The organism is Nocardia brasiliensis ATCC 700358, assembly GCF_000250675.2.
Classification (GTDB): Bacteria; Actinomycetota; Actinomycetes; order Mycobacteriales; family Mycobacteriaceae; genus Nocardia; species Nocardia brasiliensis_B.
In genome coordinates this window covers 3,688,171-3,711,100 of record NC_018681.1, presented here as the reverse complement: position 1 = coordinate 3,711,100, position 22,930 = coordinate 3,688,171, and the positions used below count along the sequence as shown (strand labels likewise).

Here is a 22,930-nt window from a genome sequence, read left to right as displayed (position 1 = left end):
GTTCTTCGATAAGCACAGCCGTAACTCACTGAAGTCCGGCTGCACGCACCAGCCGCTGCGGGTTACGAATTGGTGCCGAGGTTGAGATTCCGCTCACTGACGCGTGCGGAGACGGCGATCACAGGACATCCTGATCTTGCTGGATACGGGTTCGACCGACGGTGCGCAGCAGAATCGAAGGAGCAACAGGAACGTGCGACCGAAAAGGGCACTGACGTGGGTTTCCCTGACCGCGACCGCGGTGCTGCTGGCCGCGAGCTGCGGCTCGGCCTCGAACGACGCGGAGCCGGACCCCCCGCCGCGGCCGGGCACGTTGCTCGCCCAGCGGCCGCTCACCAACGGCGGTCCCACGATCGCCGCGGCGGCCGCCTCGGCCACCTATTTCCGCTACATATCCACCGCACCGGACAAATCGCCCATCGAGGTGTCGGGCGCGGTGTATTTGCCGAAAGGCACCGCGCCGGAGGGCGGTTGGCCGTTGGTCGCGTACGCGCACGGCACCGCGGGCGTGGTCAGTGACTGCGCGCCCACGAACTCGCCGGCGCTGTTCGGCAACGACGTCACCGTCGCCAACCTGCTCGACGCCCGCAAGGCGGTGGTGATGACCAACTATCAGGGGCTCGACGGGCCGGGTGCGGCACCGTACCTGCATGCCGAGTCGTCCGGGTACGACGTGCTCGACTCCGTCCGGGCGGTCCGGCAACTCGACCTGCCGTTGACGAAAAAGGTGGTCCTGGTGGGGCTTTCGCAGGGCGGGCGGGCCACCGAGTCCGCGGCGGAGACGGCCGCGACCTACGCACCGGAGCTCGAGATCATCGGGGATGTGCTGTTGTCGCCGGCGTTGCGCAGCGAACTGGCACAGGCCGCGGAGACGAGGACGCTGACGGTCGGGCAGTACATGATGCTGCCCTATCTGGTGTCGGCGGTCCGCTACAGCGACCCGGACTATTCGTTCGACAAGGTGCTGCACGGTCCGCTGCTCACCGCCGCACCGCGGCTGGAAGGGCTCTGCACCGGGCAGACCACGCTGAAGGACCTGGCCATCGGTCAGGCCGCCACGCCCGCTGCCGCGCAGTTCGTCGACGACGCGGCGCGGCGCGCACTGGCCGATTACGAAGCCGGCGGCAACCTGCCCAAGGCGGCCACCGACATTCCGACCTTCATCTCCCGCGGCGACAACGACGATCTGGTCAGCACCGCGTGGACCAACCAGGCGGTCGCCGACATGTGCTCGCTCGGCACGAATCTGGTGGACAACGTGCTACCCGGCGGACACGAGGCGTGGCGGGCCCGCGGCGAGTCCGTGACCGCGTGGATCAACGACCGCTTCGCGGCACAGCCCGCCCCGGCCACGACGTGTCGCCGATGAGGCGGCTGAAAGCCGGTGCGGCGCTGCTGATCCTGACGGTGTCCTACTACCTCGTGCAGGCGGTGGTGGCGGCGCGCTGGGCCGAGCCCGGGTACGGCTGGGCCGGCAACATGATCAGCGACCTCGGGGTGCCCGAATGTCTCGGCGACATGGGGCAGTACGGGTTGGTGCCGTCGCGGTACATCTGCTCGCCGTGGCACGCGGTGATGTCGGCCGAGTTCGTGCTGCTCGGTGTGCTCGTCCTCGGGGCGGCGTGGTGCCTGACGCCGCTGTTACCGAAAACCCTTCTCGGACGGGCTGTTCCCCTCCTGGCCCTGGTCAATTGCGTCGCCATCGTGCTCGTCGGCCTCTTTCCGGGGAGCGCGGACGAGGTTCCCGGTGGCAGCCGGGCGCGCGCCGTCCTGCACCCCACCGGGGCGATCGTGGAGCTGGCGACCGGTCTCGCGATCATGATCGTCATCGCCTGGCTCTATCGGCGGCATCGGGCGTTCGCGTTCGCCACCGTCGCGCTGATCGTCGTCACCGTGTTCGGCATGATCGCCAGCCTCGCCACCGATCATCTCGGCCTGGGCGCCGGTGCGGCCGAACGCCTGGCGATCGATCCGTTCGTGCTCTGGCGGATCCTGACCGGTGTCGTCGTCCTCGCCGCGCTCCCCCGGCTCGCCCAGCGGGCCGACCGAGACTGATCCGTCGGCCGCACTCAGCCCGTACCCGGCGTCCGCACCGGGTACGGGTGTCGTGACCCGCTCAGACCACGGTGGTGGTCAATGGTGCGGAGTCCCGTTTGGCGGCCTGGCGCGCGGCGATCCGGTCGCGGCGTTCCTCGAACTTCAGCATGTCGCTCTCGTACTTCGCGAGGAAAGCCGCGAGCTGCTCGCGCGTCTGCTCGCCGCGAGCGGTGAAGTCGTTGCGCTCGAACACTTTCCAGATCCGCAGCACCGGCATGATCACGTCTTCGAGGTGCTGGCGCATGTCGTAGATGCCGTGTTTGGCCATCAGCGCGCCGTAGCGGCGGAAGTTCGGGTTCTCCGCGCCCGGCATCTGGAAGTTCATCAGCGTGAGCGTGATCGCTTCGAGCGCCTGATCCGGCACCAGGTCCAGCGCCGCGCCGCACATGTTCCGGTAGAAGATCATGTGCAGGTTCTCGTCGGCGGCGATGCGCTGCAGCATCTTGTCCGCGATGGGGTCGTTGCACACCCGTCCGGTGTTGCGGTGGCTGAGCCGGGTCGCGAGTTCCTGGAACGTCACGTAGGCGACACCGAGCAGGAAGCCGGCGTTCGGCACCACATCCGGGTCGACCTCGCGGCGCTCGGCGACGGCCAGCGGGTCGAACCCGGTCGTCATCGCCGCCATCCTGGCGTGTTCCAGTTCGACCGGGTCCACGCCGCGGCTGACCACCAGGTAGTCCCGCATCACGATGCCGTGCCGGTTCTCCTCGGCGGTCCAGCGGCCCACCCAGGTGCCCCAGGCGCCGTCCTGGGAGAAGTTCTCGGCGATCACCCGGTGATAGGACGGCAGGTTGTCCTCGGTGAGCAGGTTGGTGATCATGGCCGCCTTGGCCACGTCCGATAGCCGCGACTGCTCCGGATCCCAGTCGACGCCGCCCAGCGCGGCGAAGTTGCGTCCTTCGTCCCACGGCACGTAGTCGTGCGGGTGCCAGTCCTTCGTCATCGACAGGTGCCGGTCGACATTCGCCGCGGCCACCGGCTCGAGCTCGATGAGCAGCTCCAGCTGGGTCAGATGACGCCCCATATGTGTTTCCCCTCAGACGTTTCGGCTCACCCGGGACGCGGACGGATCGCACCGTCCGCGCGACAACCTCAGCGAGCCTACGGATCCGTAGGTGCCAAATCAACCGCCGTCCCCACCTTGCCGGGTACCGCGGCGTACCCGCTGATCAGCGGGTTACGCCGGCGGCCGGGGCACGAACCGGGTGCACGCGGCGGGCAACCGCACACCCGCGGTCCGCAGCTGCGCGACCCGGGTCAGAAAGGCCGCGCCGAGCATCATCTGATCGGCGATGTCGGCGACATGCCGGTTGTTCAGCGCCGCCAGATACGTCCCCGCGACCCAGTTGTTGAACCCGCCCATGGCGGGCCCGCACCACACCTGATAGTCGGCGACGCGGTCGGCTTCGCCACGGATACTCCACCCGGAAGACAGGCCCAGATACCACCGGAACACCAGCGCCATCTTCCGCTTGGGGTCTTCGGCGGCACCGCCGAGCTGTGCCGGATCGCGCTCGGTGAAGTAGGCGACGCAGTCCTGCCAGACCGCGTCCAGCGGCCGCCGGAACAGCGTCGTCTCGAGGTCGCGCCGCAATGCCGCAGGAATATCGTCGATCCCGGGGTAGGAACGATAGGTGTCGTACAACCGCTGCGCCCTGGCCGCGAACATGGTGCCGCGACGTAACACTTGCACCTGCACACCGAGTTCGAACATGTCCGACGAGGGCGCCATCGTGCAGTCTGCGAAATCCGCCTGGGCGAGTAGCTGTTTCGTGGTCGCGCACTGGGCGGCTTCCCGGGTCGCCTGATTGATCGAGCCGGTCACCACATAGGCCGCGCCCAGCGCGAACGCGGCCGCCGCGGCCGCCGGTGTGCCGATGCCGCCCGCCGCGCCGATCCGTACGGCGGCCGCCGCGGGCAGTGTGCTCCGATCCCGCGCCGCGATGATTTCCGGCAACAGCACCAGCAGCGGCCTGCGGTCGGTGTGCCCGCCCGAATCGGCCTCGGCCGTGATGTCGTCGGCCATCGGCACCTGTTCGGCCAACCGCGCCTGCTCGGCCGTCACGTCGCCCGCTTCGACCAAGCCGCGCAGCAGATGCGCCGGTGCGGGCCGCAGGAACGGCTCGGCGACCTCGACCCGGGATACCTTCGCGATCAACCGGTTCCGGACCTCGACCCGCCCTTGCCGGTCCACCCCGAGCCCGGCCACCCGGTAGCGCACCACTTCCGCGGTCAGCCCCATGAACGCCGAGGCCTCCACGCAACGCACCCGATGCCGCAGACAAGAGTCGACGATCGCCCGCTCCAGCGCCGGCTCCGACGGACTGTGGATCAGGTTGCAGGCGAACGGTTTACCGTCCAGTGTGCGAGTCAGCTCGCCGAGAGCCGAGTCCACGGCGGCGGGGGTGACGCCCGCGGCACCGTACGAGGCCAGATAGCCTGCTCGCGCCATCGCCGAAACCAATGCGGGCGAGGCGATACCGTTGGCCATGGCCCCCGCCGCATAGGCGGCACGGACGCCGTGGGCGGCGGCGAAACGCCTGTCGCCCAGTAGTTCCGGCGGCAGCGGCGCGACGGCGGCGAGCACCTGCGCACCGGCCGCTACGCTCTCGTCCGACGTCGCCCCCACCCTGCCGTCGTGGCGCACGATCCAGCACGGTCGTCGCACGTCGAGCAGCAGCGCCGCGATCTCCGCGGCGCTCGCCGCGACTACACCGGTCCGCGATGCGGTCACTGTTCGTCCTCCCGCTCGACGAGTTCGACCGCGAGGTCGAGCAATTCGTAGATCCGCAAGCCCGGCTTCCACAGCGACCCGTCCGCGATAACGGTGACCCCGCGCGGGCCGCGCCGGATCTCCTTGATGTGCGCCTCCAACTCGACCGTGCCGTCGGTCGGCAGGAACTGCCCGCGGTAGCGCCAGCTGAAGGCGATATCGGCGGGGATACGAAACACCGGGTCGCGCATGCCCTCCGCGTAGCCCGCGTCGAGCAGCCACTCCTGGAGCGCGTGCACGACCGACTCGACCCCCAGCGACCCGGGGATCACCGGATCGAGATGGAAGTGCCGCTCGAAGTACCAGTCCGACCCGTCGATCGCGCGCAGTGAATGCAGATATCCCGCATCGTATTTCCCGCCGCCGTCGACCACATCGATCTCGTCGATGAGTGCCAGGGTCCGCCGCGCACACAGCGACGCCCGCGGGTCGGCCCGGCGAGCGGCCACGTCGATCCGCCGGACGGCCGCGTCCGCGTGTTCGTCCAGCCAGGTCGGCGCGGTCCGTCCCGCGTCGAGTCCGGTCTGGTTCGCTAGCGCCTCGTCGCTGAAGTAGCCGAACATGGTCTCACCGATGTAGAACGGCGCACCGTCCACACTCAGCGTGTAATCGAAGGTCTGCAACGACGATCCGGGCAGGATGGTGGTCGACAGCAGCCGGGAGGACTGCTCGATCGTCTTGTCCCGCAGGTCGACCTGCCGCAGTACCGTCGCCGCGCCGCCCAGGTTGCGCAGGCTCAACGTGACACCCGGCTGAGTGAGCGTCGGCCCCGCGTAATACCCCATCAGCAGCGCCGCCTGCAACGAGGTCTCCATATAGACGAAATGCGGCATCGAATCGTTGGCGGTGTCGCCGTAGTACCAGGAGTCCGCCGGCGAATCGTATTCGCTGGTGTAGGCGGCATTGTCCAAACGTCCACGAGCACCGTCGAATTCGAGCACGCGGTCGACCAACAGCAGACCGCCGGTGGGCAGCCGGGTGGCGCGCACGCCGGTGTACTCCGCGAATTCCGGTCCCATGGCGATGCTTTGATCGCCGCGGGACAGATGCGTCATGTGGAATTCGTTCAGCAGTGTGCCCGGGGCGGCCGCGCCGGGACCGACGGCGGCGCCGACGGGCTCGACGACGGAGACGGTGACCAGCGAGTCCGCTTGCGCGCCCGCGAAAGCCACCGTAGCGGTGACGTACGGACGCGGGATCAGATCGATGTCGGTGACAAGGAGTTCGAGTGTGCCCGCCGCACGCTCGGCGCGGCCGCGCACCGGTGCGGCCGCGAGCGTGCTGCCCGACAGGCACAGGTGCATCCCGGTGAACAGCGCGAACAACTCGGCCGCCTGCACTGCCGCCGCGTGCGGGTCGCCGTCGAAAGTGGCGGCGAGACGGCCTTTCCCGGTACCGCCGCGCAATTCGATGGCGGTCACTCCGGTCAGCGCCAGCGGCTGTCCGGCGGCGAGCCGGGCTGCGGAGTCGACCCCGTGGCGGTGGTAAGCCGTGCCGAACACCCCGACCAGGTCGCCGTCGGTGAGTCGCTGCAACGCGTCTCGGTCCAGGGCGGTGCGCCGGGTCCGCGCCAACGGCTTGAAGGCCGGCTCCGGTGCTGCGGGAGTTACTTGATCGGCGGACGGTTGCACACCGGCACCTGCCGGTGCCGCCGCCGAATCATGTTTCCGGGCAAGCCCGGACCCGCTGCGGCCATGAGCCTCGGATGAAACGGCCCGCTGCCACGCTGCACGCTGCAAAGCCACCTGGGCGGCGAGTGCCGCGCGATGAGCAGTCACTACCCCCGCGCGGATTTCGCTCAGCGGCTGCATGAGTCGTGGTGGGCGGGAATCGCCGTCCCCGTCGCGCAACGGATTCCCCGCCGTGGTGTGCGATGCACTGTCACCGGCCACCGCCGCGCTGTCGTGCGGGGCGGCTTGCGCGGCGATACCCGTACCCGTTCGATCGAACGGTATGCCGTCGAATTCCAGCACTGTCATGCCATCCACCTCCTCACCGAGGTCTGGAACTTCTCTGTCAAATCCGGCGTGGTAACCACGGTGACATCCGAGAAACGTTGCAGCACCGTGCCGTCCGCCGTGACCGCGGTGGCATCGATGCGTGCGTCGAATCGTCCGGCCCGCGGGTTGTCCACGATGAGCACGAAACTTTCGTCGCCGGGCAGCGGCTCGTAGTAGTCCACGCGGCCGGCACCGAGCGGCAGGCACGCCGCGCCGAGCAGCCGGTACCCGAGCACCGGCGGCCCCTGCAGGATCAGATCGGCGAGCACCGGGTCGTGCAACCGGCTCGCGTAGGCGCCGTTCGCTACGCGCGCCGCGGGCAGCGCGCAATCGAACACGATGGCGTCGTCCGAGGCGGCCCGCACCATGCGCAGACCTTGCAGCGCCGGACCGTGGAACTGGATGCCGTCCCGGTAGATGTTCGCGTCACTGGCCGACCCGCTCGGAATCGCCTTGTGCGGTGCGGTTTCCGCCGCCGCGGCCAGCAGCAAGGTCGCCCGGAAGTGCAGGACACCGTCCCCGCGGATGCTTGCGTCGACCAGTGTCCGGCCGTCCGTGGTGGCGCCCGGCAGCACCTCGAGCTCGAGTTCGTCCACCGGGCGGTCGAACACGAGGCCCTTGAGCACCTGGAAGTCACGCGCGCCCACCACTGTCCGGCCGGCCAGCGCGCGTTCCGCCAGCCCGGCCATCGCGCCCAAGCCGAACGTGGCGGGCAGCACGATGTGCTCGCCGATGCGGTGCGCCTGGATGATCGGATCGTCGGTGAGTCCGGTGACGATGCGCCGCGCTCGGACGACGCCCGGTGCGACCGTGCTGTCGCCGGACAGTCCGTTCCCGGGCCCGATGAGCACGACCGCATCATCTGCTCGTGCCACGGTGAACTGTTCCGTGAAAGCCGCCGCCCCGGCCTCGGGCGCGAGCAACGCGATGCCACGGTCCTGAAAGTGCTGCCGCAGTTCAGGAGTCACCATCCCGCCGTCCCATGCGCCCCAATCGATCGCGGTCACATGGCAATCCGGATGCGCACCCCGCCAACTGGCCGGGAACCGGGACAGCGCCTCGTTCGCGGCGGCGTAGTCCGCCTGCCCCGTGTTACCGAACAACCCGGCCACGGAGGTGAACAGGATCAGGTGCCGTAGTCCACCGGCAGCGTGCACGGCCGAAGCGGCACCTGCGGTTTCGGCCTCGCCCACCAGCCCGACCGCAGACACCGGTTCAGCTGTCGAGGCCCGGCAGCCCAGGGCCGCGAGGATCGTGGCCAGGCCGGTGAGCTTGGGGTTCAGGACTCGGGTGATCGTTTCGGAGGTCTTGTCCGTGATCATGGAATCGGCGAGCACGCCTGCGCCGTGCACGACGCCGGTGATCGTGTCGCGCCATGGTTCGAGGGCCGTCCGGACCGCGGTCTCGTCGGTCGCGTCGACGGCGAGATACTCCGCCCGCGAACCCAACTCGTGCAGCGTCGCCCGGATCTCCCGCGCGGCACGCACGCCGGCGCAGGCGCGTTCGATATCCCGCGGTTTGGCTCCGGAGCCGGCGAGCGCCCGCAGCGCGGCAGCCTTCAGATCCGCCTCGGCAACGCCCGCCGCCCATTCGGGTTCCGGCGTCGACTCCGAGCGCCCGAGCAGCAGGAACCGAGCCTCGCTCCGGGCGGCGAGCGCGAGCACGCACGTCGCCGTCACCCCGCGGGCGCCGCCGGTCACCACCAGCAGATCGTCCGCCGTGAGCACACTCGGCGCTTGCTCGTCCAGCGGCGTGACAGCCGACACCGACCGGGCGGGCGCGTACCCGCTCGGCACCAGGGTCCACCGCTGCCCCGCCGCGTCGATACCGACCTCGAGCGTGTCCCGCGCCGGATCGAACAGCTCGGCCGTCACCAGCTCGGCCAGCTTGGCGGGCGCCACATCCGGATCGACGTCCAGCGCCCGGCAGAACAGCGACGGATGTTCCGCGGCAAGCGTTTTCACCACACCGCCGACACCGCCCAGCAGCGCGTGCACCGGTGCCGCGCGCCCGCGTAACCCGAGCCCGCCGTCGAGCCGGGTCACCGTGACGAACGCGGCCCGGTCACCGGACTGCCGTAACCGCGGCACCGCCTGCCCGGCGAGGAGAATCGCATCGGTCAACACCCGCTGTGCCGCATCCCATTCCGTGACACCGCCGCTGAGGACGCCGACGCATACGTCGACTGCCTCGGCGCGCACGACGTCGGTCGCCTCGGCGGCGTTCAGCCGCCGCACCGACCAGCCCAGCGCGGTCAACGCCGTGTCCAGCGCGGCACAGTCCGCGTCGGCGCCCCCGGCGAGGTCGACAAGTGCCACGCGAGCCTCGCCGGAGTACACCCCCTCCGCATGGTCCAGCGCGGGCAGCGCACTCAGTTCGACGGTGTGCCGCGGCGTTTCGGCCGCGGCTTCAGCTTTTGGGTGGACATCACCGCCCACCGCCGGCGCGAGCTCGTCGACGATCTGGTCGAGCGTGCGCAACGTGCCCAGTTGTTCCGGGCCGAGGCTCGGCAAGTCCGGGAACCGTTCCTGCAATGCCCCGATCACCTGTACGCGCTTGATCGAGTCCACGCCCAGATCGGCCTCGAGATCCATGGCCGGATCGACCATCTCGACCGGGTAACCGGTCTTCTCGGCGACGACTTCCTGCAGCGCGCGCCGCAGAACCTCGCCGTTGACCTCGCCGGTGTCGGCCTGTGCGGCAACGGGACTGGTGTCCGCCGCGGGTACGCCGTTCGACCCGGCGTCCGCTGTGCTCGGTCGCTCCGCCTGGCCCGCCGGTTCAGCCGCGCCCAGCAAGTCCGCGATCTGGTCCAATGTGCGTAGCGTGCCGAGCTGTTCCGGACCGAGATTCGGCAGGTCCGGGAACCGTTCCTGCAATGCCCCGATCACCTGTACCCGCTTGATCGAGTCCACGCCCAGATCGGCCTCGAGATCCATGGCCGGATCGACCATCTCCACCGGATAACCGGTCTTCTCGGCGACGACCTCTTGGAGAGCCTGCCGCAGCGCGTCGGTCGAAACCCGGCCCTCGGTCCCCGGCGCCGGCGTGGATGTCTCGACCACCGGCGTCGCTGCTTCGGCCGCCGCAGCAGCAGACACAGCGCCGGGCGCGTCGGCCACCGGCGCTTTTACTGCCGTGGACGCGGCATGCCCGTTGCGCTGCGGCTCCGAAACAGCGTGCACGGTCGCGCTTTCCACCGCACCGAGTCCCCTCCGCTCGGGCGCGGACTCGATCGCGGACTGCCGCGTGGATTCGACCCGCCGTGGCGGCGCGGCCGGACGCGCCACCGGGGCGAACCCACTCTCGAGCTCGGCCAGCTGCGCGAGCACTTCGCTGGCCCGGGAGTGACTTTCACTGATCGCCACGCCGTGCTCCTTGACGGCTTCGACCGCCCGCAGCGTCGACTCGTCGAGCGCGCCGTTGCCGAGCACGCCGGCGAGTCCGCGGGCCAGATCGAGTTGCCCGTCCAGGAACTGCCGGTGCGTCTGCAGGTGCTGATGGAGCGCGCTGTCCAGCGCGTCGGCACCTGGATCGTAGGGTTGTGCGGCTTGATACACGGTGGTCTCCGTCGCCTCGAGGAAAGTAGGTGCCACGACTGTGTTTTCGGGTTGCCGATCGACCACGGTGTCGACCGGCGCCGAGATGGGGACGGCAGCCGGCACATCCGGCTGCGCCGCTACCGCCTGCACGCGATATCCGTCGTCGAGCGCCGCCGCGTAAGCCGCGCGCCGCGTCTGCGGGACATACTCCGGGGCCGAGATCGTCACCGTCATCGGACGACTCGGCCGGTGTCGCACCGCGGCCGGTGCCGTGTGCCGGTTGATGCCGTGCAGCCCGAACCCGAGCACCGCGAGCCGCACCGCGGCCCGTGCCAGCGCGAGATCGCTGTTGCCGATGGGCCCGGAATCGGTGGCGATGGCGATCACGTCGTCACCGAGCGTGCGCCGCACCAGTGCGGTGAGCACCTGCTTCGGGCCGAACTCCACGAACACCGTGCAGCCGGATTCCCGCATCGCGGTCAGTGCCGCGGCGAATTCGACCGGCTTGCTGAGCTGTTCGGTGAGCAACTGCCGATTGGCCGCGACATCGCCGCCGTACCGCGCACCCGGTGTGTTCGCGTACACCGGTGCGTCGGGCACTCCGATGGACACCGTCGCGGTGGCCCGTGCGAACGCGTCGACCGCGTGCGCGACGTACGGCGTGTGGAACGCACCGGACACCGGCAGCGCCCTGGTGACCAGGCCCCGCTCGGTAGCCCGCGCCACGACGGCGGCTACCCCGTCGGTCCCGCCGCCGATCACCACCTGATCCGGCGCGTTGTGGTTGCAGATCCAGACGTCGTCGACGCCGTCGAGCAGTTCCCCGGCCGTCTCCCGGGACGCGCCGAGCGCGGCCATCGTGCCCGCGGCCACGCCCTGCGCCGGCGTCATCGCCGCACCGCGCGCCCTGGCCAGCCCGAAGAAGTCATCGGTGCCCAGCGCGCCGGCGGCCCACAGCGCCGTCAGCTCACCGAAGCTGTGCCCGAGGTATCCGTCGGCTCGGAACCCGTACCCGGTCAGCGCCCCGAACTGCCCGGCGGACAGCGCGCCGATCGCCGGCTGCGCGAATTCGGTTCGGCGCAAAGCGGTTTCCTGCTCGTGCGCCGTCTCTTCGTCGAAGGCGGGCGGCGGGAACACCACACTGGAGAGCCGGACCGGCGCCCCGGCGAACGCGGCGTTGGCCGTATCGAACGCCGCACCGACGGCCGGATGGTTCAGCGCCGCATCCGATCCCATGTCGACGTACTGACTGCCCTGCCCGGCGAACAGCGCACCGACCTTGCGGTCGGGCAGCGCGGCAGCCCGGAAGTACACACCCTCGGGGTGATCCCACGCGGCAGCGTCGGGCCTGCGGACCAGTTCGTCCACGGCGAGCGCGCGCAGGTGCTCGGCGTTCTCGTCGTCCACCGACACGAAGCCGATGCGCGGGTGGTCGTCCGGGATGTCGCCGCCGTCCACCGGTTCGACGCTGCGCACCGCGTCGATCAGTCCGGCGACGTCCGCCGCGTGCCACAGGTGCGCCCGCGCGGTCCGGTGCAGTACCGGCTGATCACGCACCGAGTCGGCTTCCTCCAGGACCACGTGAAAGTTCGTGCCGCCGAAGCCGAAAGCCGAGGCGGCGGCGCGCCGGATCGGGCGCTGCGGGTCCCGGATCCACGGCCGGGTGCGGGTGTTCACGTAATAGGGCGCGTCGACCGGCGCGATCTCGGCGTTGGGCGCCGCCACGTTGATGGTGCCCGGCAACACCTTCTGGTGCAGCGCGAACGCCAGTTTCATCAGGCTGGCGGTGCCCGCCGCGCCCTTGGTGTGCCCGATCTGAGATTTCACACTGCCGAGCGCGGCGAACCGGGCTTCCGAAGTCGCCTCGGACAGTAGCCCTTTGAGCGCCGACAGCTCGGTCTTGTCCCCGACCGGGGTGCCGGTGGCGTGCGCCTCGATCAACGCGACATCGGCGGGCGAGCACTCCGCGTCGGCGTAGGCGCGGTCGAGCGCGACCCGCTGACCGCCCGCGCGCGGCGCGTAGATGCTTTTCGCGCGTCCGTCGCTGGACGAGCCGAGCCCCCGGATCACCGCATAGATCCGGTTGCCGTCGCGGCGCGCGTCGTCGAGCCGCCGCAGCGCGAGCATGGTGATGCCCTCACCGAGCAGCGTGCCGTTCGCGTCCGCCGAGAACGGGCTGATCTGCCCGCTCGACGACAGCGCGCCGACCTTGCTGAAGCACAGGTAGATGAAGATCGTGTTCTCGGTGTCCACGCCACCGGTGATCATCATGTCCGCACGGCCGTCCTGCAATTCGGCGATCGCCGTGCGCAGCGCGGCCAGCGAGGCCGCGCAGGCCGCGTCGACGGTGCAGTTGATGCCGCCGAGCCCGAGCCGGTTCGCGACCCGGCCCGCGGTGATGTTGGCCAGCAGGCCCGGGAACGAATTCGCCTCCCACGGCGCGAAAGCCGCGACGAACTTGTCCGCGACCGCGTCCGCGTCGTCGTCGGACAGCCCGACCGAACGCGCCGCCTCCTTCAGCACCGGCGTCGACAGTCGCGCGGCGAGCGGATGCATCAGCGGCACCGGGCCGGTGGTGCCGAGCACCACCCCGGTGCGGCCCGGGTCGTACCAGGCGGAGTCCACCGCTCCCGCGTCGGTGAGCAGATCTCGCGCGACGCCTAGGCTCAATGTCTGCATGGTGCTGGTGACTTCGAGCTGGTTGGGCGGCAGCCCGAATTCCAGCGGGTCGAATTCGATATCGGGCAGGAAGGCGCCGCGGCGCGAGTAGGTCTTGTCCGGCGCGTCCGGGTCGGCGTCGAAATAGTCGTCGAGGCGCCAGCGGGACGCGGGCACCTCGGTGGTGCAGTCCACGCCGTCGACGATGTTCTGCCAATACTCTCGATGGTTGTGCGCGTTGGGCAGCAGCCCGGACATCCCGACGATGGCGATCGGGTTGCGCGCCAGGCGTCTGTCGTCTGTCACGAAAGTTCCTCTCGAACCGGATGGAAAGATCAGGCGGCGACGGTCGTCGCGGTGCGCGACGCGATGAGTTCGGCGGCGCCGCAGGCGAACAGGTGGTGGCCGAGCGAACTCGGGTGCAGTCCGTCGGCGGTCCACACCTGCGGCTGCTCCCATTCGGGCGTGGCCGCGATATCGAGCAACAGGGTGCCGGTCGCCGCGGTCACGTCGGCGAGCACCGTGTTGGCGAACACGAACCGCTCGCGCAGCAGCGCACGAAACTTGTCCGGTACCGGCAGCCGTGCCGGGATATCCGGATAGCTGGCCGTGAAAACCGTGGCACCGGCGGCACGTAACGTGCCGAACAGCGTCTCCAGGTTGCGTTCGAACCGGGTCGCGTCGAAGTCGCTGACCAGATCGTTCACGCCGACCACCACACCGTAGAGGCTGGCTCGCGTCGAAACGGCAAGGCGCAGCTGCTGTTCCAGCACCGCTGTAGTGGTGGCACCGTGTGTACCGAAGTTGCGTACGACGGCAGGACGCAGGCCGAGCTGCCCGCCGAGGCGGGGCACCCATCCGCGATAGCCGCCCCCGGCCGCGGCATCACCGCGGCCCTCCACGAAACTGTCGCCCAGGGCGACGAGGCCGGGGGCGCTCACGCGGTCACTCCGTCTTTGGTGACATGCCGGGCCGCGGCCGGGAAGTCGACCTTCTCGTACAGCGCCGCGAGCTCCGCCTCGCCGAAGTACTTCTCCGGCGGGTAGATGCCGGCGATCAAGCCGAAGAAGCCCTTGATGTAGTCCTCGTCGTAGCTGGTGGCGCGGAACACCGAGTCGTAGTACGGGGTCAGCGACAGCTCCGAGATGCTCAGCGTCAGTTCGAAAGTGCTGGCGCTCTGCGCGTCACGCTCGCGCTCGTACTCGGCCAGCGCGTCATCCATCGGGCGGGCGCCCGAAAGTCCCTCGTGCGCCAGATCGGCCAGCAGCTGCGCGTACTTGAAGGCGTCGGTGATACCCCAGCCGGTGAACGGATCCTTGTGGTACCCGGCGTCACCCACGAGCGCCCAGCCCGGACCGAAGGACCGGCGGCGGTAGTTGTCCGGGTAGAGCATGGGCCGGAACTGCTCGACCCGCTTGCCGGTATCGCGCAGGCGCGCACCGAGTTCCGGGTCGATCTGGGAGACGATCGCCTGCACACCCGCGTCGGGATCGGTGCGGAAGTCGCGGAACCGGTCCCGCTTGCGCATCACCGCGACCAGGGACAGATCGTCGTTGGTCGGCCACGCCGCGAACTGCTGTTCGCCGAAACCGGTGCGGTGCTGCATCCCCCAGTCGACACCCTCGTAGTACGAGTAGTAGATGAAGCACGCGGCCGGAGACCCCTCGTACTCGGCGGCGCCCACCGCCTTGGCGACCGTCGAGTTCGAACCGTCGGCACCGATCACCAGTTTGGCCCGGAACTCCCGCTCGGCGCCGTCGCCTACCTGACCGCGGATCCCGGCCACCTGGTCGCCGTCGAAAACCAGTCCGTTGACCGTGAATCCGTGGATCACCTCGACGCCCGCGTCACCCGCGGCGTCCACCAGGATCTTGTCGAGCACCGTGCGGCGCGGGCAGTACACGGCGTCGATACCGTCGGCCGAGGTGTTCGCGAAGCCCTTGATCACGATGTCGGTGTAGGAAAAGTTCAGGTGCCGGATCGCAGGGGTGCCCGCGGCGACCACCTTGTCCAGCAGCCCCCACGACTTCAGGAAGCCGAGGCCGGCCTGATGGATGTAATGGGTGGACGGCGTGTCACTGGGGAAGGTGGCACGGTCCACGGCGAGGACCTTGTAGCCCCGCTGGGCGAGCAGCATGGCCAGCGGCGCGCCCGCGACCCGAGTTCCGACAACGATGACGTCGTACATGTTCGCATCACTTTCCAGTAGGCTGAATTCTTTTTCGAGTCTGTGGTCGATCTGCGGCGTAATCCACCGCGCCCAGCCGTAATTCATGGGGCGATCGGCGGTGCCTATTCAATGCGGCACGGAAATCGGTTGCCGCCGCGCGCTCAACGGCGCGCGTACAGCTCCGCGATGTCCGCGGCGAACGCCTCGGCTATCGCTGCCCGGCGCAGCTTTCGCGATGCGGTGAGCAATCCGTCTTCCACGGTGAAATCACCCTCGACGATCCGGAATGCCCTGATGGATTCGGCCCGCGAAACGAGCGAATTCGCGTCGTCGACCGCGGCTTGGACAAGGGCGGTCAGATCACCGTCGGGCTCGTTTTCGCGCCATCGCTGTACCTGCGCCGCGTCCAAGGTGATCAGGGCGGTCACGTAGTCGCGGCCCTCCCCGACCACCATGCAGTTGCTCACCACCTGCTGTAGCCGCACCCGGTCCTCGAGCGGTGCGGGCGCGACGTTCTTGCCCCCGGAGGTCACCAGGATCTCCTTCTTCCGCCCGGTGATCCGCAGGAAGCCGTCGGCGTCCAGTTCCCCGAGATCTCCTGTGTGCAGCCAACCTTCGGCGTCCACGACGGACTGATCCGCGGCCGCGCCCCAGTAGCCGGGCGATACGTGCGGCCCACCGACCAGCACCTCACCGTCGGCCGCCGCGATCGCCACCGACGTGCCGGGAATCGGCCGGCCGACGGTGCCGAGCCGGTTGGTCGCCGGCGCGCTGACCGTCACCGCGGTCGCCGCCTCGGTGAGTCCGTAGCAGTTCAGCAGCACCACACCGAAACCCGCGTAGAAGCCGGAGGTGGAGTCGTCGAGCGAGGCGCCGCCGGAGATCACGTAGCGCAACCGGCCGCCGAGAGCCGCGGCGACCGGGTGCACTGTCGCACCGGAAACAGCCTGTGTGCCAACGTGTTCGGTATCTCGCGATCGATCTGCGGGATCCAGGTACCCCCGCGTGCCCAGCAGCCCCAACCCCCGCTCGACCGCCGTCGCCTCTTCGGCCTCGGACACCAGCGTGCGGCAGTACTTCCGGATCTTCTCCAACCCGAACGGGATGAGCGCCAAGAACGTCGGCCGCAGCCGCGGCAGCGCGGGCACCAGATCCGGAATACCGGGCAGCAGATGCGTGCGACTGCCACCGAACAGGCACGCGAACAGGATCGTCTGCCCGAACACGTGCGAGAGCGGCAGCGCGAGCACCGTGGTGCCGTCGAACATATCGCCGGTCTGGCGCACCGTGTTGGCCGAGGAGACGAACATGTTGCGATGAGTGATCAAGCAGCCCTTGGAAACTCCGGTGGTCCCGCTGGTGTAGACGATCATCGCCAGATCGTCGGGACGCACCGCCGCGATCCGATCGGCCAGCTCGGCGTCGACCTCGCCGCCGGCCCAGTCGGCCAGCTGCGCGAAGGTCCACACCACTGCCGCGCCCTCGGCCCGCAGCCGCGCGGCGTCCGTCTCGTCCTCGGCCGCGAAATACGCACTGCCGCTGTCGGTCAGGATGTGTGCGATCTGCGCGGCCGACGACGTCGGATAGACCGGAACCACCACCGCGCCCAGGGCCAGCAGCGCGCAATCCAGCAGTGCCCATTCCAGGCTGGTCCGGCCGAGGATCGCGACCCGGTCCCCCGCCGCGACCCCGCGCGCGGCCAGGGCCGAGGCCAGTGCGCGGGCCCGCCGATCCACCTCGGCGGTCGTGAGTTGCGTTCCGTCCGCGCCACACAGCGAAAGCCGTTGCGGGTCCGCGGCCGCCGCGCCGGAAATCACCGAGTACAAACTCGCGTTGTCCGGCAGGTCGACGCCGTTCTCGGTGCTGGACACCGCGGTGACGGAGACTCGGGGACGGAATTCGGCGGGGTGCGTAAACTCTGTGGTCACAATGTCGAATTCTGCGCGCCGCCACCGAATTACGGTCCGGTCGATATCGCGGTTCCTACCGCGCGAATGTCATGGCCTATCGAAGCGTTCAGGCCGACACCGCACGGGCAATATCGATACGGGCCGGTCCGGGGGAATCGACACAGTCCAAGAACAATGCGACCGCCGGATTCGTCTCGTCCGCACGCCACACCGCGTACAAATCGAGCGTCGGTACCGGATCGAACAATTTCACCGCCACCGAACTACTGCCCGGCGCACCCATACCCATCGAAATCGCCCGCGGCAGTGACGCGAACCCGACCAGCGGGCGCACCGACACCATGTGCGCGGTCGCGCCGGGATCGTCGGCGGTCTGCGCCACCGACAGCGTGATCCTGGTGTCCGCGGCCGCCCGGAAGATCGAGTCGTACATGGCCGGACACTGTTCCCGGGCGAACAGCACGCACTCCTGCCCTTCCAGTTCGGCGAACGGCACCCCGGGCCGGTCGGCCCACCGGTGCCGTCGCCCGACCACCGCCACCAGCGGAACCCGGTGCAGCAGCCGCCGATACCGGAAATCCGTGGTACTCGGGTGCCCGTACACCATCGCCAGATCGAGTGATCCGTCCATGAGCGCCGCGAGCTGCGGCCCGGTCCGTTTCTCCCACAGCGACACCACGATGTCGGGGTGCAGCTCGGTCATCTTCGTGAGCGCCTCCGGCAGCACATGTCTGCTGGCAGGCAGGTTGTAACCGATGTTGAGCGTCCCTGCTCGTCCGGCCGCGGTCGCCTTCGCGACCTGGGCCGCCCGGTCCATCTGAGCGACGATGATCCGGGCCTGACTCTCGAACTCCCGTCCCGCCGGGGTCAGTTTGACCTCGTGCGAGTTGCGTGCGACCAGTTGCACGCCCAACGACTTCTCCAGCTTCTGCAACTGGGCACTGAGACTGGGCTGCGTGAGATGTAAGCGCTGCGCTGCGCGGCCGAAATGCAGCTCTTCGGCAATCGTGATGAATGAAACCAGATGTCGGAACTCCATGCCGCCGGCTCCTTTTCCGCGTACCCGAAAGGTAAGCGCCGCCGGGTAACCCTGGATGAACCGAGATCGCACGGATGTTGCCGGAACCGTTGCGAGCGCGTGAACTCGCCCCGGTTGCTCGGCGGGTTGTGCTACAGCCGATGCCGTGACTAACCAGGATCGCGCACTCCGCGCGCTACGGCAAGCGCACGACGCGCCGTAGACCCCGAAAACGATGCGGGCCAGGCGTAACACCGGTCGTCACAGTTCCGCGACACCGCAGGTACCCGCCCCGATGGACCGCCGGGCCCGAGGTTCGCTGGGTATTCTCACAGACGACGCGCGGACGATGGCGCGTCGTGAGGAGTCCACCATGGCTGTGTCCGACCGGCCGCACGACTTTCCCGGTTCGCGATGACGGCGCTTCGAGTGCAGTTCAGCATGCTCGGCGCGGTGGAACTCTCGATCGACGGCGTACGCCAGCCGCTGGGCGGCCCGAAGCAGCGGGCGGTCCTCGCGTACCTGCTGATCAACGCGAATCGCCCGGTCGCGGTGGCGGCGCTCGCGCAAGCGGTCTGGGAGGACAACCCGCCGCCCGATATCCGGGTCAGCCTGCACACCATTGTGTCCAATCTGCGCAAACCGTTGCGGGACAACGGCATCGAAGCGCGCTCGGTGCTGGCGCAGGTCGGTGCGGGTTACCGGGTCGCGGTGGCCGAGGACGCGAGCGACGTGCAGCGCTTCCGCGTGCGCAAAGCGGCCGGGTTGCGCGCGCTGACCGCGGGCCGCTTCCGCACCGCGAGCGAGCTGCTGTCCAGCGCGCTCGGCCAGTGGCGCGGTCCGGTGCTCGCGGACCTGCGCGGGCTCGCGTTCGCCGACGCCTATGCCGCCGTGCTCGACGACGACCGGCTGTGCGCGATCGAAGCCCGCGCCGAAGCCGATATCGCCCAGGGGCGGGCCGAAGCCGTCGTCTCCGAGCTCGCTTTGCTCGTCGCCGACCATCCCCTGCGGGAACCGTTGTGGGAGCAGCTGATCACCGCGCTGTACGCGGACGGCCGCCAATCCGACGCGCTCGACGCCGCGCGCAGGCTGCGCGCGACCCTCGCCGACGAACTCGGCATCGATCCCGGCCTGCCGATCCGCGAACTCGAGGCGCGCATCCTGCGACAGGAGCCGCTCGAGCTCCGCGCCAAGGCGGCGGCGACCTCGTTCCGCGCCACCACCATCGTCGACCAGAGCGCCGGCGGCCCCACCGCTTTGCTGCGCGATCGCTCGGGCACCACCTACGCCGTCACCGGCACCATCACCCGGATCGGCCGGCTGCCCGACAACGACATCGTGCTCGAGCACGGCAAGGTCAGCCGCCATCACGCGGCGATCCTGCACAACGGACTCACCTACCTGATCAAGGACCTGCTCTCTGCCAACGGCGTCTGGGTAGACGGGATGCGCATCGTCGACAGCGAGGCGCTCACCGACGGCGCCGAGATCCGGATCGGCGACTACGAGCTGATCTTCACGCTGGTGCCGCCGGAACAAGAAGGGTGAGTGGCGAAACCCCAGAGTGAGCCGGCGGCTCAGCCGATGTGCTTGCGGAACCAGGCGAGCAGCTCGGCTTCGGTTTTCGGGCCGGTGTCCGGGTCGTCGGCGCGCAGCGTGCAGAAGTGCGCGGCCACCAGGAACTCGTCGTGCAGCGCGAAAATACAGGTGCCCGCGCCGAATCCGGTGTCGGTGTCGGCGTAACAGAAGAACCGGCCGACCGGTGCGGAGTCCTTGCGCCACAGGTCGTCCTGGCCCGCGGCACCGCAGGCATGGCCACGGAACTGGCCCAGGTTCGCCTGATACAGCAGGTTGGCGGCGCGCCGGTCGGGGAATCCGAAGAATCCCGCCGACGGGAATCCCAACCGCGTGCCGCAGCTGAGCATGGCGTTCACCGGGCCCGCGGGCGGATCCAGGTGCCGGCAGTTGCGCGGCCCGAAATCTCCGTCCAAATGGTCGAGTACCGCTCGGTCGGCGGCGGTGAAGTAGTCCGGATCGGTGGCCGCCTCCGCCGCTTTGAACTGAAACCCGTTGCGCAGACCCACATAATCCCGCAGCGGCTGCTCCCCCGGCCCCGTCCAGATGTAGACGGCGAGCGCCAGCGCCGCCTCGTTGGTGAGCACCAGCCCCGGCTTCGGCACCGCGGGATCGTCCACGAGACTGGTGAAGCACGCCTTGCGCCCCACCTCCTTGCCGTCCACCACCGACGGACCATCCGGGCCGGGTGGATCGCCCGGACAGTTCGTCGAATGGAACACATCGAAGAACAGCCCGCGATAGTAGGCCCGCAGCTGCTCGACCGTCTGAAACCGCAGGAACCGGCCCGCCGGATCGCTGGCCGCCGGATTCGCCGCGCAGTACACGATCGCGACGGTCGTAGCGTCCGGATCCTGATGAACACAGTTGGCCCGCTTATAGCCCGACGGCCCGACCACCGCGAGCAGATCGATATCGGGCCCACGCACCGCGGACGAGTCGGCGACGGGCACGCCGGCGACACGGTTGCCCATCCACGACCAGCTTGTCAAAGCAACTGTCGCACATAGTATTGCGACCAGCAGGGCGACGACACCACGCAACACGCGCCGATCAACGCGCACTCGCGGGCCGGCGGAAACAGACGCCGGGTCAGCGACATCCCCTGCCCTGCCCTCGGCCGCAACACCGGCCGCCTCCTGGGGCGCATCCTCCCGCTCCGAGACCTCCTGCCCGGCAAGAGCTTGCGCGCCAGCCGTCGGGTCGGCAGTCACTGAATCCGTAATTGCCGGTGGCGCAGCCACTTCCGTCGCGACCCATGCGCCGGTGTCCTGCTCCGACGCTACCTGGTCGGCGGCTGTTGCCGCCCGGACTCGCTGGGTCGGCGGTGCAGCTGCCACCTCGGCACCAGCGGCCGGCTCGGTCTGCGCTGCTGCGACCGTCACGGTGCCGGTGAGCGCGCGGTGGGCTGCGGCGGCGAGAGCGCCGGCCGAGGTGTAGCGCGCATTGGGGTTCTTCGCCAGGCCGCGGGCGATCACCTCGTCGAAACCGGCGGGCACTTCGCGGCGGATCATGCTGGGGCGCGGCGGGGGTTCGAAGAGGTGGGCGCGCATGATCTCGCCGTCTGTCTCGGCGGGGAACGGCCTTGCGCCCGTGAGGCATTCGTACAGCACACAGGCGAGCGCGTAGCTGTCGACGGCCGGTGTCACCAGCCGCGAGGTGAACCGCTCCGGCGCCATGTAGTGGAACGAGCCGATCGCCGACCCGTCCGCGGTCAGGCTCTCGCTCGTGCTGGACTGGGCGATGCCGAAGTCGACCAGGTAGGCGAAACCGTCCGTGGTGAGCAGGATGTTGTCGGGTTTGATATCCCGGTGCACCAGGTCGTCGGCGTGCGCGGCATCCAGCGCCGCGGCGATCTGCCGGATCACCGCGACCGCGCGCTCGGGCGCCAGCGGCGCGTCGCGCCGCAGCACCGCGCGCAGGTTTTCCCCGTCGACCAGGCGCATATCGATGTAGAGCTGCCCGTCGATCTCACCGTAGTCGTGGATCGGGATGACGTGCGGTTCGGTCAACCGGGCCGCCGCATGCGATTCCCGGCGGAACCGTTCCCGGAACACCGGGTCCTGGTTGAGCTGCTCGGCGAGCACCTTCACCGCGACGGTCCGGTCCTTGACGGTGTCGTAGGCCTCGAACACCTCGCCCATCCCGCCGCGCCCGATCAGCCGATCCAGCCGGTACGGCCCGAACCGAGTGCCCACTGTGCGCGGCGGCCGTTCGGTCGTCATCTCGTCCTCCGTGCGACGGACCCGGCCGGTGCGCGGCCCGAGGTCGTGTCAACTGTAGAGCGCACACCAGGCTTTTCGCAGTCGTACCGGTGCGGCAGAGCCGAGTCGTTGGTCGGCCGTTAGTGCCTCGTTGGTCCCTGCGGCGACAGTGGTCCACAGCCGAAACCGGCTGGTCGACACCTGAAAGGACCGCAGACATGTTCCGCACCTCCGTACCTCGCCCCCGGCGCGTACTGCCCATCGCGCTGGGAATCGCGGCGGTGGCCGGTTTCGGCGCCCTGCTTCCGGCGCCCGCGCAGGCGCTGCCCTACGGCCCGTACACCTGTCAGCAAGGCTTCGTCTGGCGCGACGCCTACAACGGCGACACGGTCTGCGTGACGCCCGGCGACCGCGACACCGCGCACGCCGAGAACGCGCAGGCGGCCGCGCGCCGCTCCCCGAACGGCGGACCCTACGGTCCCGACACCTGCAAGCAGGGATTCGTCTGGCGTGAGACCCGTCCCGCCGACCACGTCTGCGTGACGCCCGATCGCCGCGACCGCTCCCGCGCCCAGAACAGCGAGGGCGCAAGGCATTTCGCCGACGCGACACAGCTGCCCACCGGCAACGTGCACGTCCGCACGCAGAAGCATCAGCTCGGCGGCTGGCTGTTCGTCGACAGCGCGTCGGGCCTGTCGCCCAACGCGCGCCTCGAGTTCTACGCCGCGGGCGTGCACGCCAACGGTCTGCGCGCCCTGGGCAACCGGCAGACCGACGGCAACGGCAGACTGCCGCGGGAGACCGCGGCGCTCGCCGACGTCCGCTGCCAGATCCCGCGGGATCGCGCGGCGACCGTCGTCGTCGTGGACACCCGCACCGGCATCGCGACCTCGGCAGGCACCACGTACGCGTTCAGCTGCTGACCGCTGCGCCGGAACAGCCTGCGATCGAGCGCCGCAGGCTGTTCCGGCGTTCGCGCGCCC

The 22,930-nt window shown here is 69.4% G+C and carries 13 protein-coding genes; 4 read left to right on the top strand and 9 right to left on the bottom strand.

The window, feature by feature from the left end:
- The first annotated feature begins 193 nt into the window (after positions 1-193).
- Together O3I_RS16780 and O3I_RS16775 are read left to right on the top strand one after the other, a co-directional pair.
- Positions 194-1,369, top strand: a complete 1,176-nt coding sequence (locus O3I_RS16780) for a lipase family protein (protein WP_237748312.1) — start codon at positions 194-196, stop codon at positions 1,367-1,369.
- Entirely contained in the window at positions 1,366-2,055 is a 690-nt protein-coding gene (locus tag O3I_RS16775) for a DUF998 domain-containing protein (RefSeq protein WP_014984135.1), read from the top strand. Before O3I_RS16780 ends, O3I_RS16775 begins: the two co-directional genes overlap by 4 nt.
- A gap of 61 nt (positions 2,056-2,116) precedes the next feature.
- Here O3I_RS16775 and O3I_RS16770 read toward each other — a convergent pair whose 3' ends face one another.
- The 8 genes from O3I_RS16770 to O3I_RS16735 all read right to left on the bottom strand — a co-directional run bounded on the left by O3I_RS16770 (position 2,117) and on the right by O3I_RS16735 (position 18,189).
- Positions 2,117-3,121 (bottom strand): acyl-ACP desaturase, encoded by a 1,005-nt coding sequence (locus O3I_RS16770; protein ID WP_014984134.1) that lies wholly within the window; start codon positions 3,119-3,121, stop codon positions 2,117-2,119.
- A gap of 153 nt (positions 3,122-3,274) precedes the next feature.
- Positions 3,275-4,831 carry a PfaD family polyunsaturated fatty acid/polyketide biosynthesis protein gene (locus O3I_RS16765; RefSeq protein ID WP_014984133.1) on the bottom strand — a complete coding sequence of 519 codons (1,557 nt, stop codon included), beginning with the start codon at positions 4,829-4,831 and terminating at the stop codon, positions 3,275-3,277.
- On the bottom strand, positions 4,828-6,849 hold the full coding sequence (locus tag O3I_RS16760; RefSeq protein ID WP_014984132.1) for a beta-ketoacyl synthase: 2,022 nt from the start codon (positions 6,847-6,849) through the stop codon (positions 4,828-4,830). The genes O3I_RS16765 and O3I_RS16760 overlap by 4 nt, the downstream gene beginning before the upstream one ends.
- The gene (locus O3I_RS16755; protein ID WP_014984131.1) at positions 6,846-13,376 is read right to left on the bottom strand and encodes a type I polyketide synthase; all 6,531 of its coding nucleotides are present in this window, start codon (positions 13,374-13,376) and stop codon (positions 6,846-6,848) included. Before O3I_RS16755 ends, O3I_RS16760 begins: the two co-directional genes overlap by 4 nt.
- A 29-nt stretch (positions 13,377-13,405) precedes the next feature.
- Complete coding sequence (locus tag O3I_RS46310; protein ID WP_014984130.1) at positions 13,406-14,011, bottom strand: SGNH/GDSL hydrolase family protein; 606 nt, start codon at positions 14,009-14,011, stop codon at positions 13,406-13,408.
- Positions 14,008-15,258 carry an NAD(P)/FAD-dependent oxidoreductase gene (locus tag O3I_RS16745; RefSeq protein WP_041563909.1) on the bottom strand — a complete coding sequence of 417 codons (1,251 nt, stop codon included), beginning with the start codon at positions 15,256-15,258 and terminating at the stop codon, positions 14,008-14,010. Before O3I_RS16745 ends, O3I_RS46310 begins: the two co-directional genes overlap by 4 nt.
- A gap of 143 nt (positions 15,259-15,401) precedes the next feature.
- Entirely contained in the window at positions 15,402-17,168 is a 1,767-nt protein-coding gene (locus O3I_RS16740; protein ID WP_014984128.1) for an AMP-dependent synthetase/ligase, read from the bottom strand.
- A gap of 88 nt (positions 17,169-17,256) precedes the next feature.
- Complete coding sequence (locus O3I_RS16735) at positions 17,257-18,189, bottom strand: LysR family transcriptional regulator (RefSeq protein ID WP_014984127.1); 933 nt, start codon at positions 18,187-18,189, stop codon at positions 17,257-17,259.
- A 393-nt stretch (positions 18,190-18,582) separates the two neighbouring features.
- On the opposite strand from O3I_RS16735, the gene O3I_RS16730 reads away from it, so the two are divergent.
- Complete coding sequence (locus tag O3I_RS16730; RefSeq protein ID WP_041562659.1) at positions 18,583-19,716, top strand: BTAD domain-containing putative transcriptional regulator; 1,134 nt, start codon at positions 18,583-18,585, stop codon at positions 19,714-19,716.
- Positions 19,717-19,745: 29 nt separating this feature from the next.
- Here the strand turns inward: O3I_RS16730 and O3I_RS46945 are convergent, their stop codons facing one another.
- Entirely contained in the window at positions 19,746-21,968 is a 2,223-nt protein-coding gene (locus O3I_RS46945; RefSeq protein ID WP_014984125.1) for a serine/threonine-protein kinase, read from the bottom strand.
- Between the two features lie 197 nt (positions 21,969-22,165).
- On the opposite strand from O3I_RS46945, the gene O3I_RS42690 reads away from it, so the two are divergent.
- Positions 22,166-22,870, top strand: coding sequence for a hypothetical protein (locus O3I_RS42690; RefSeq protein ID WP_014984124.1), 705 nt, complete (start codon positions 22,166-22,168; stop codon positions 22,868-22,870).
- Positions 22,871-22,930: the final 60 nt, after the last annotated feature.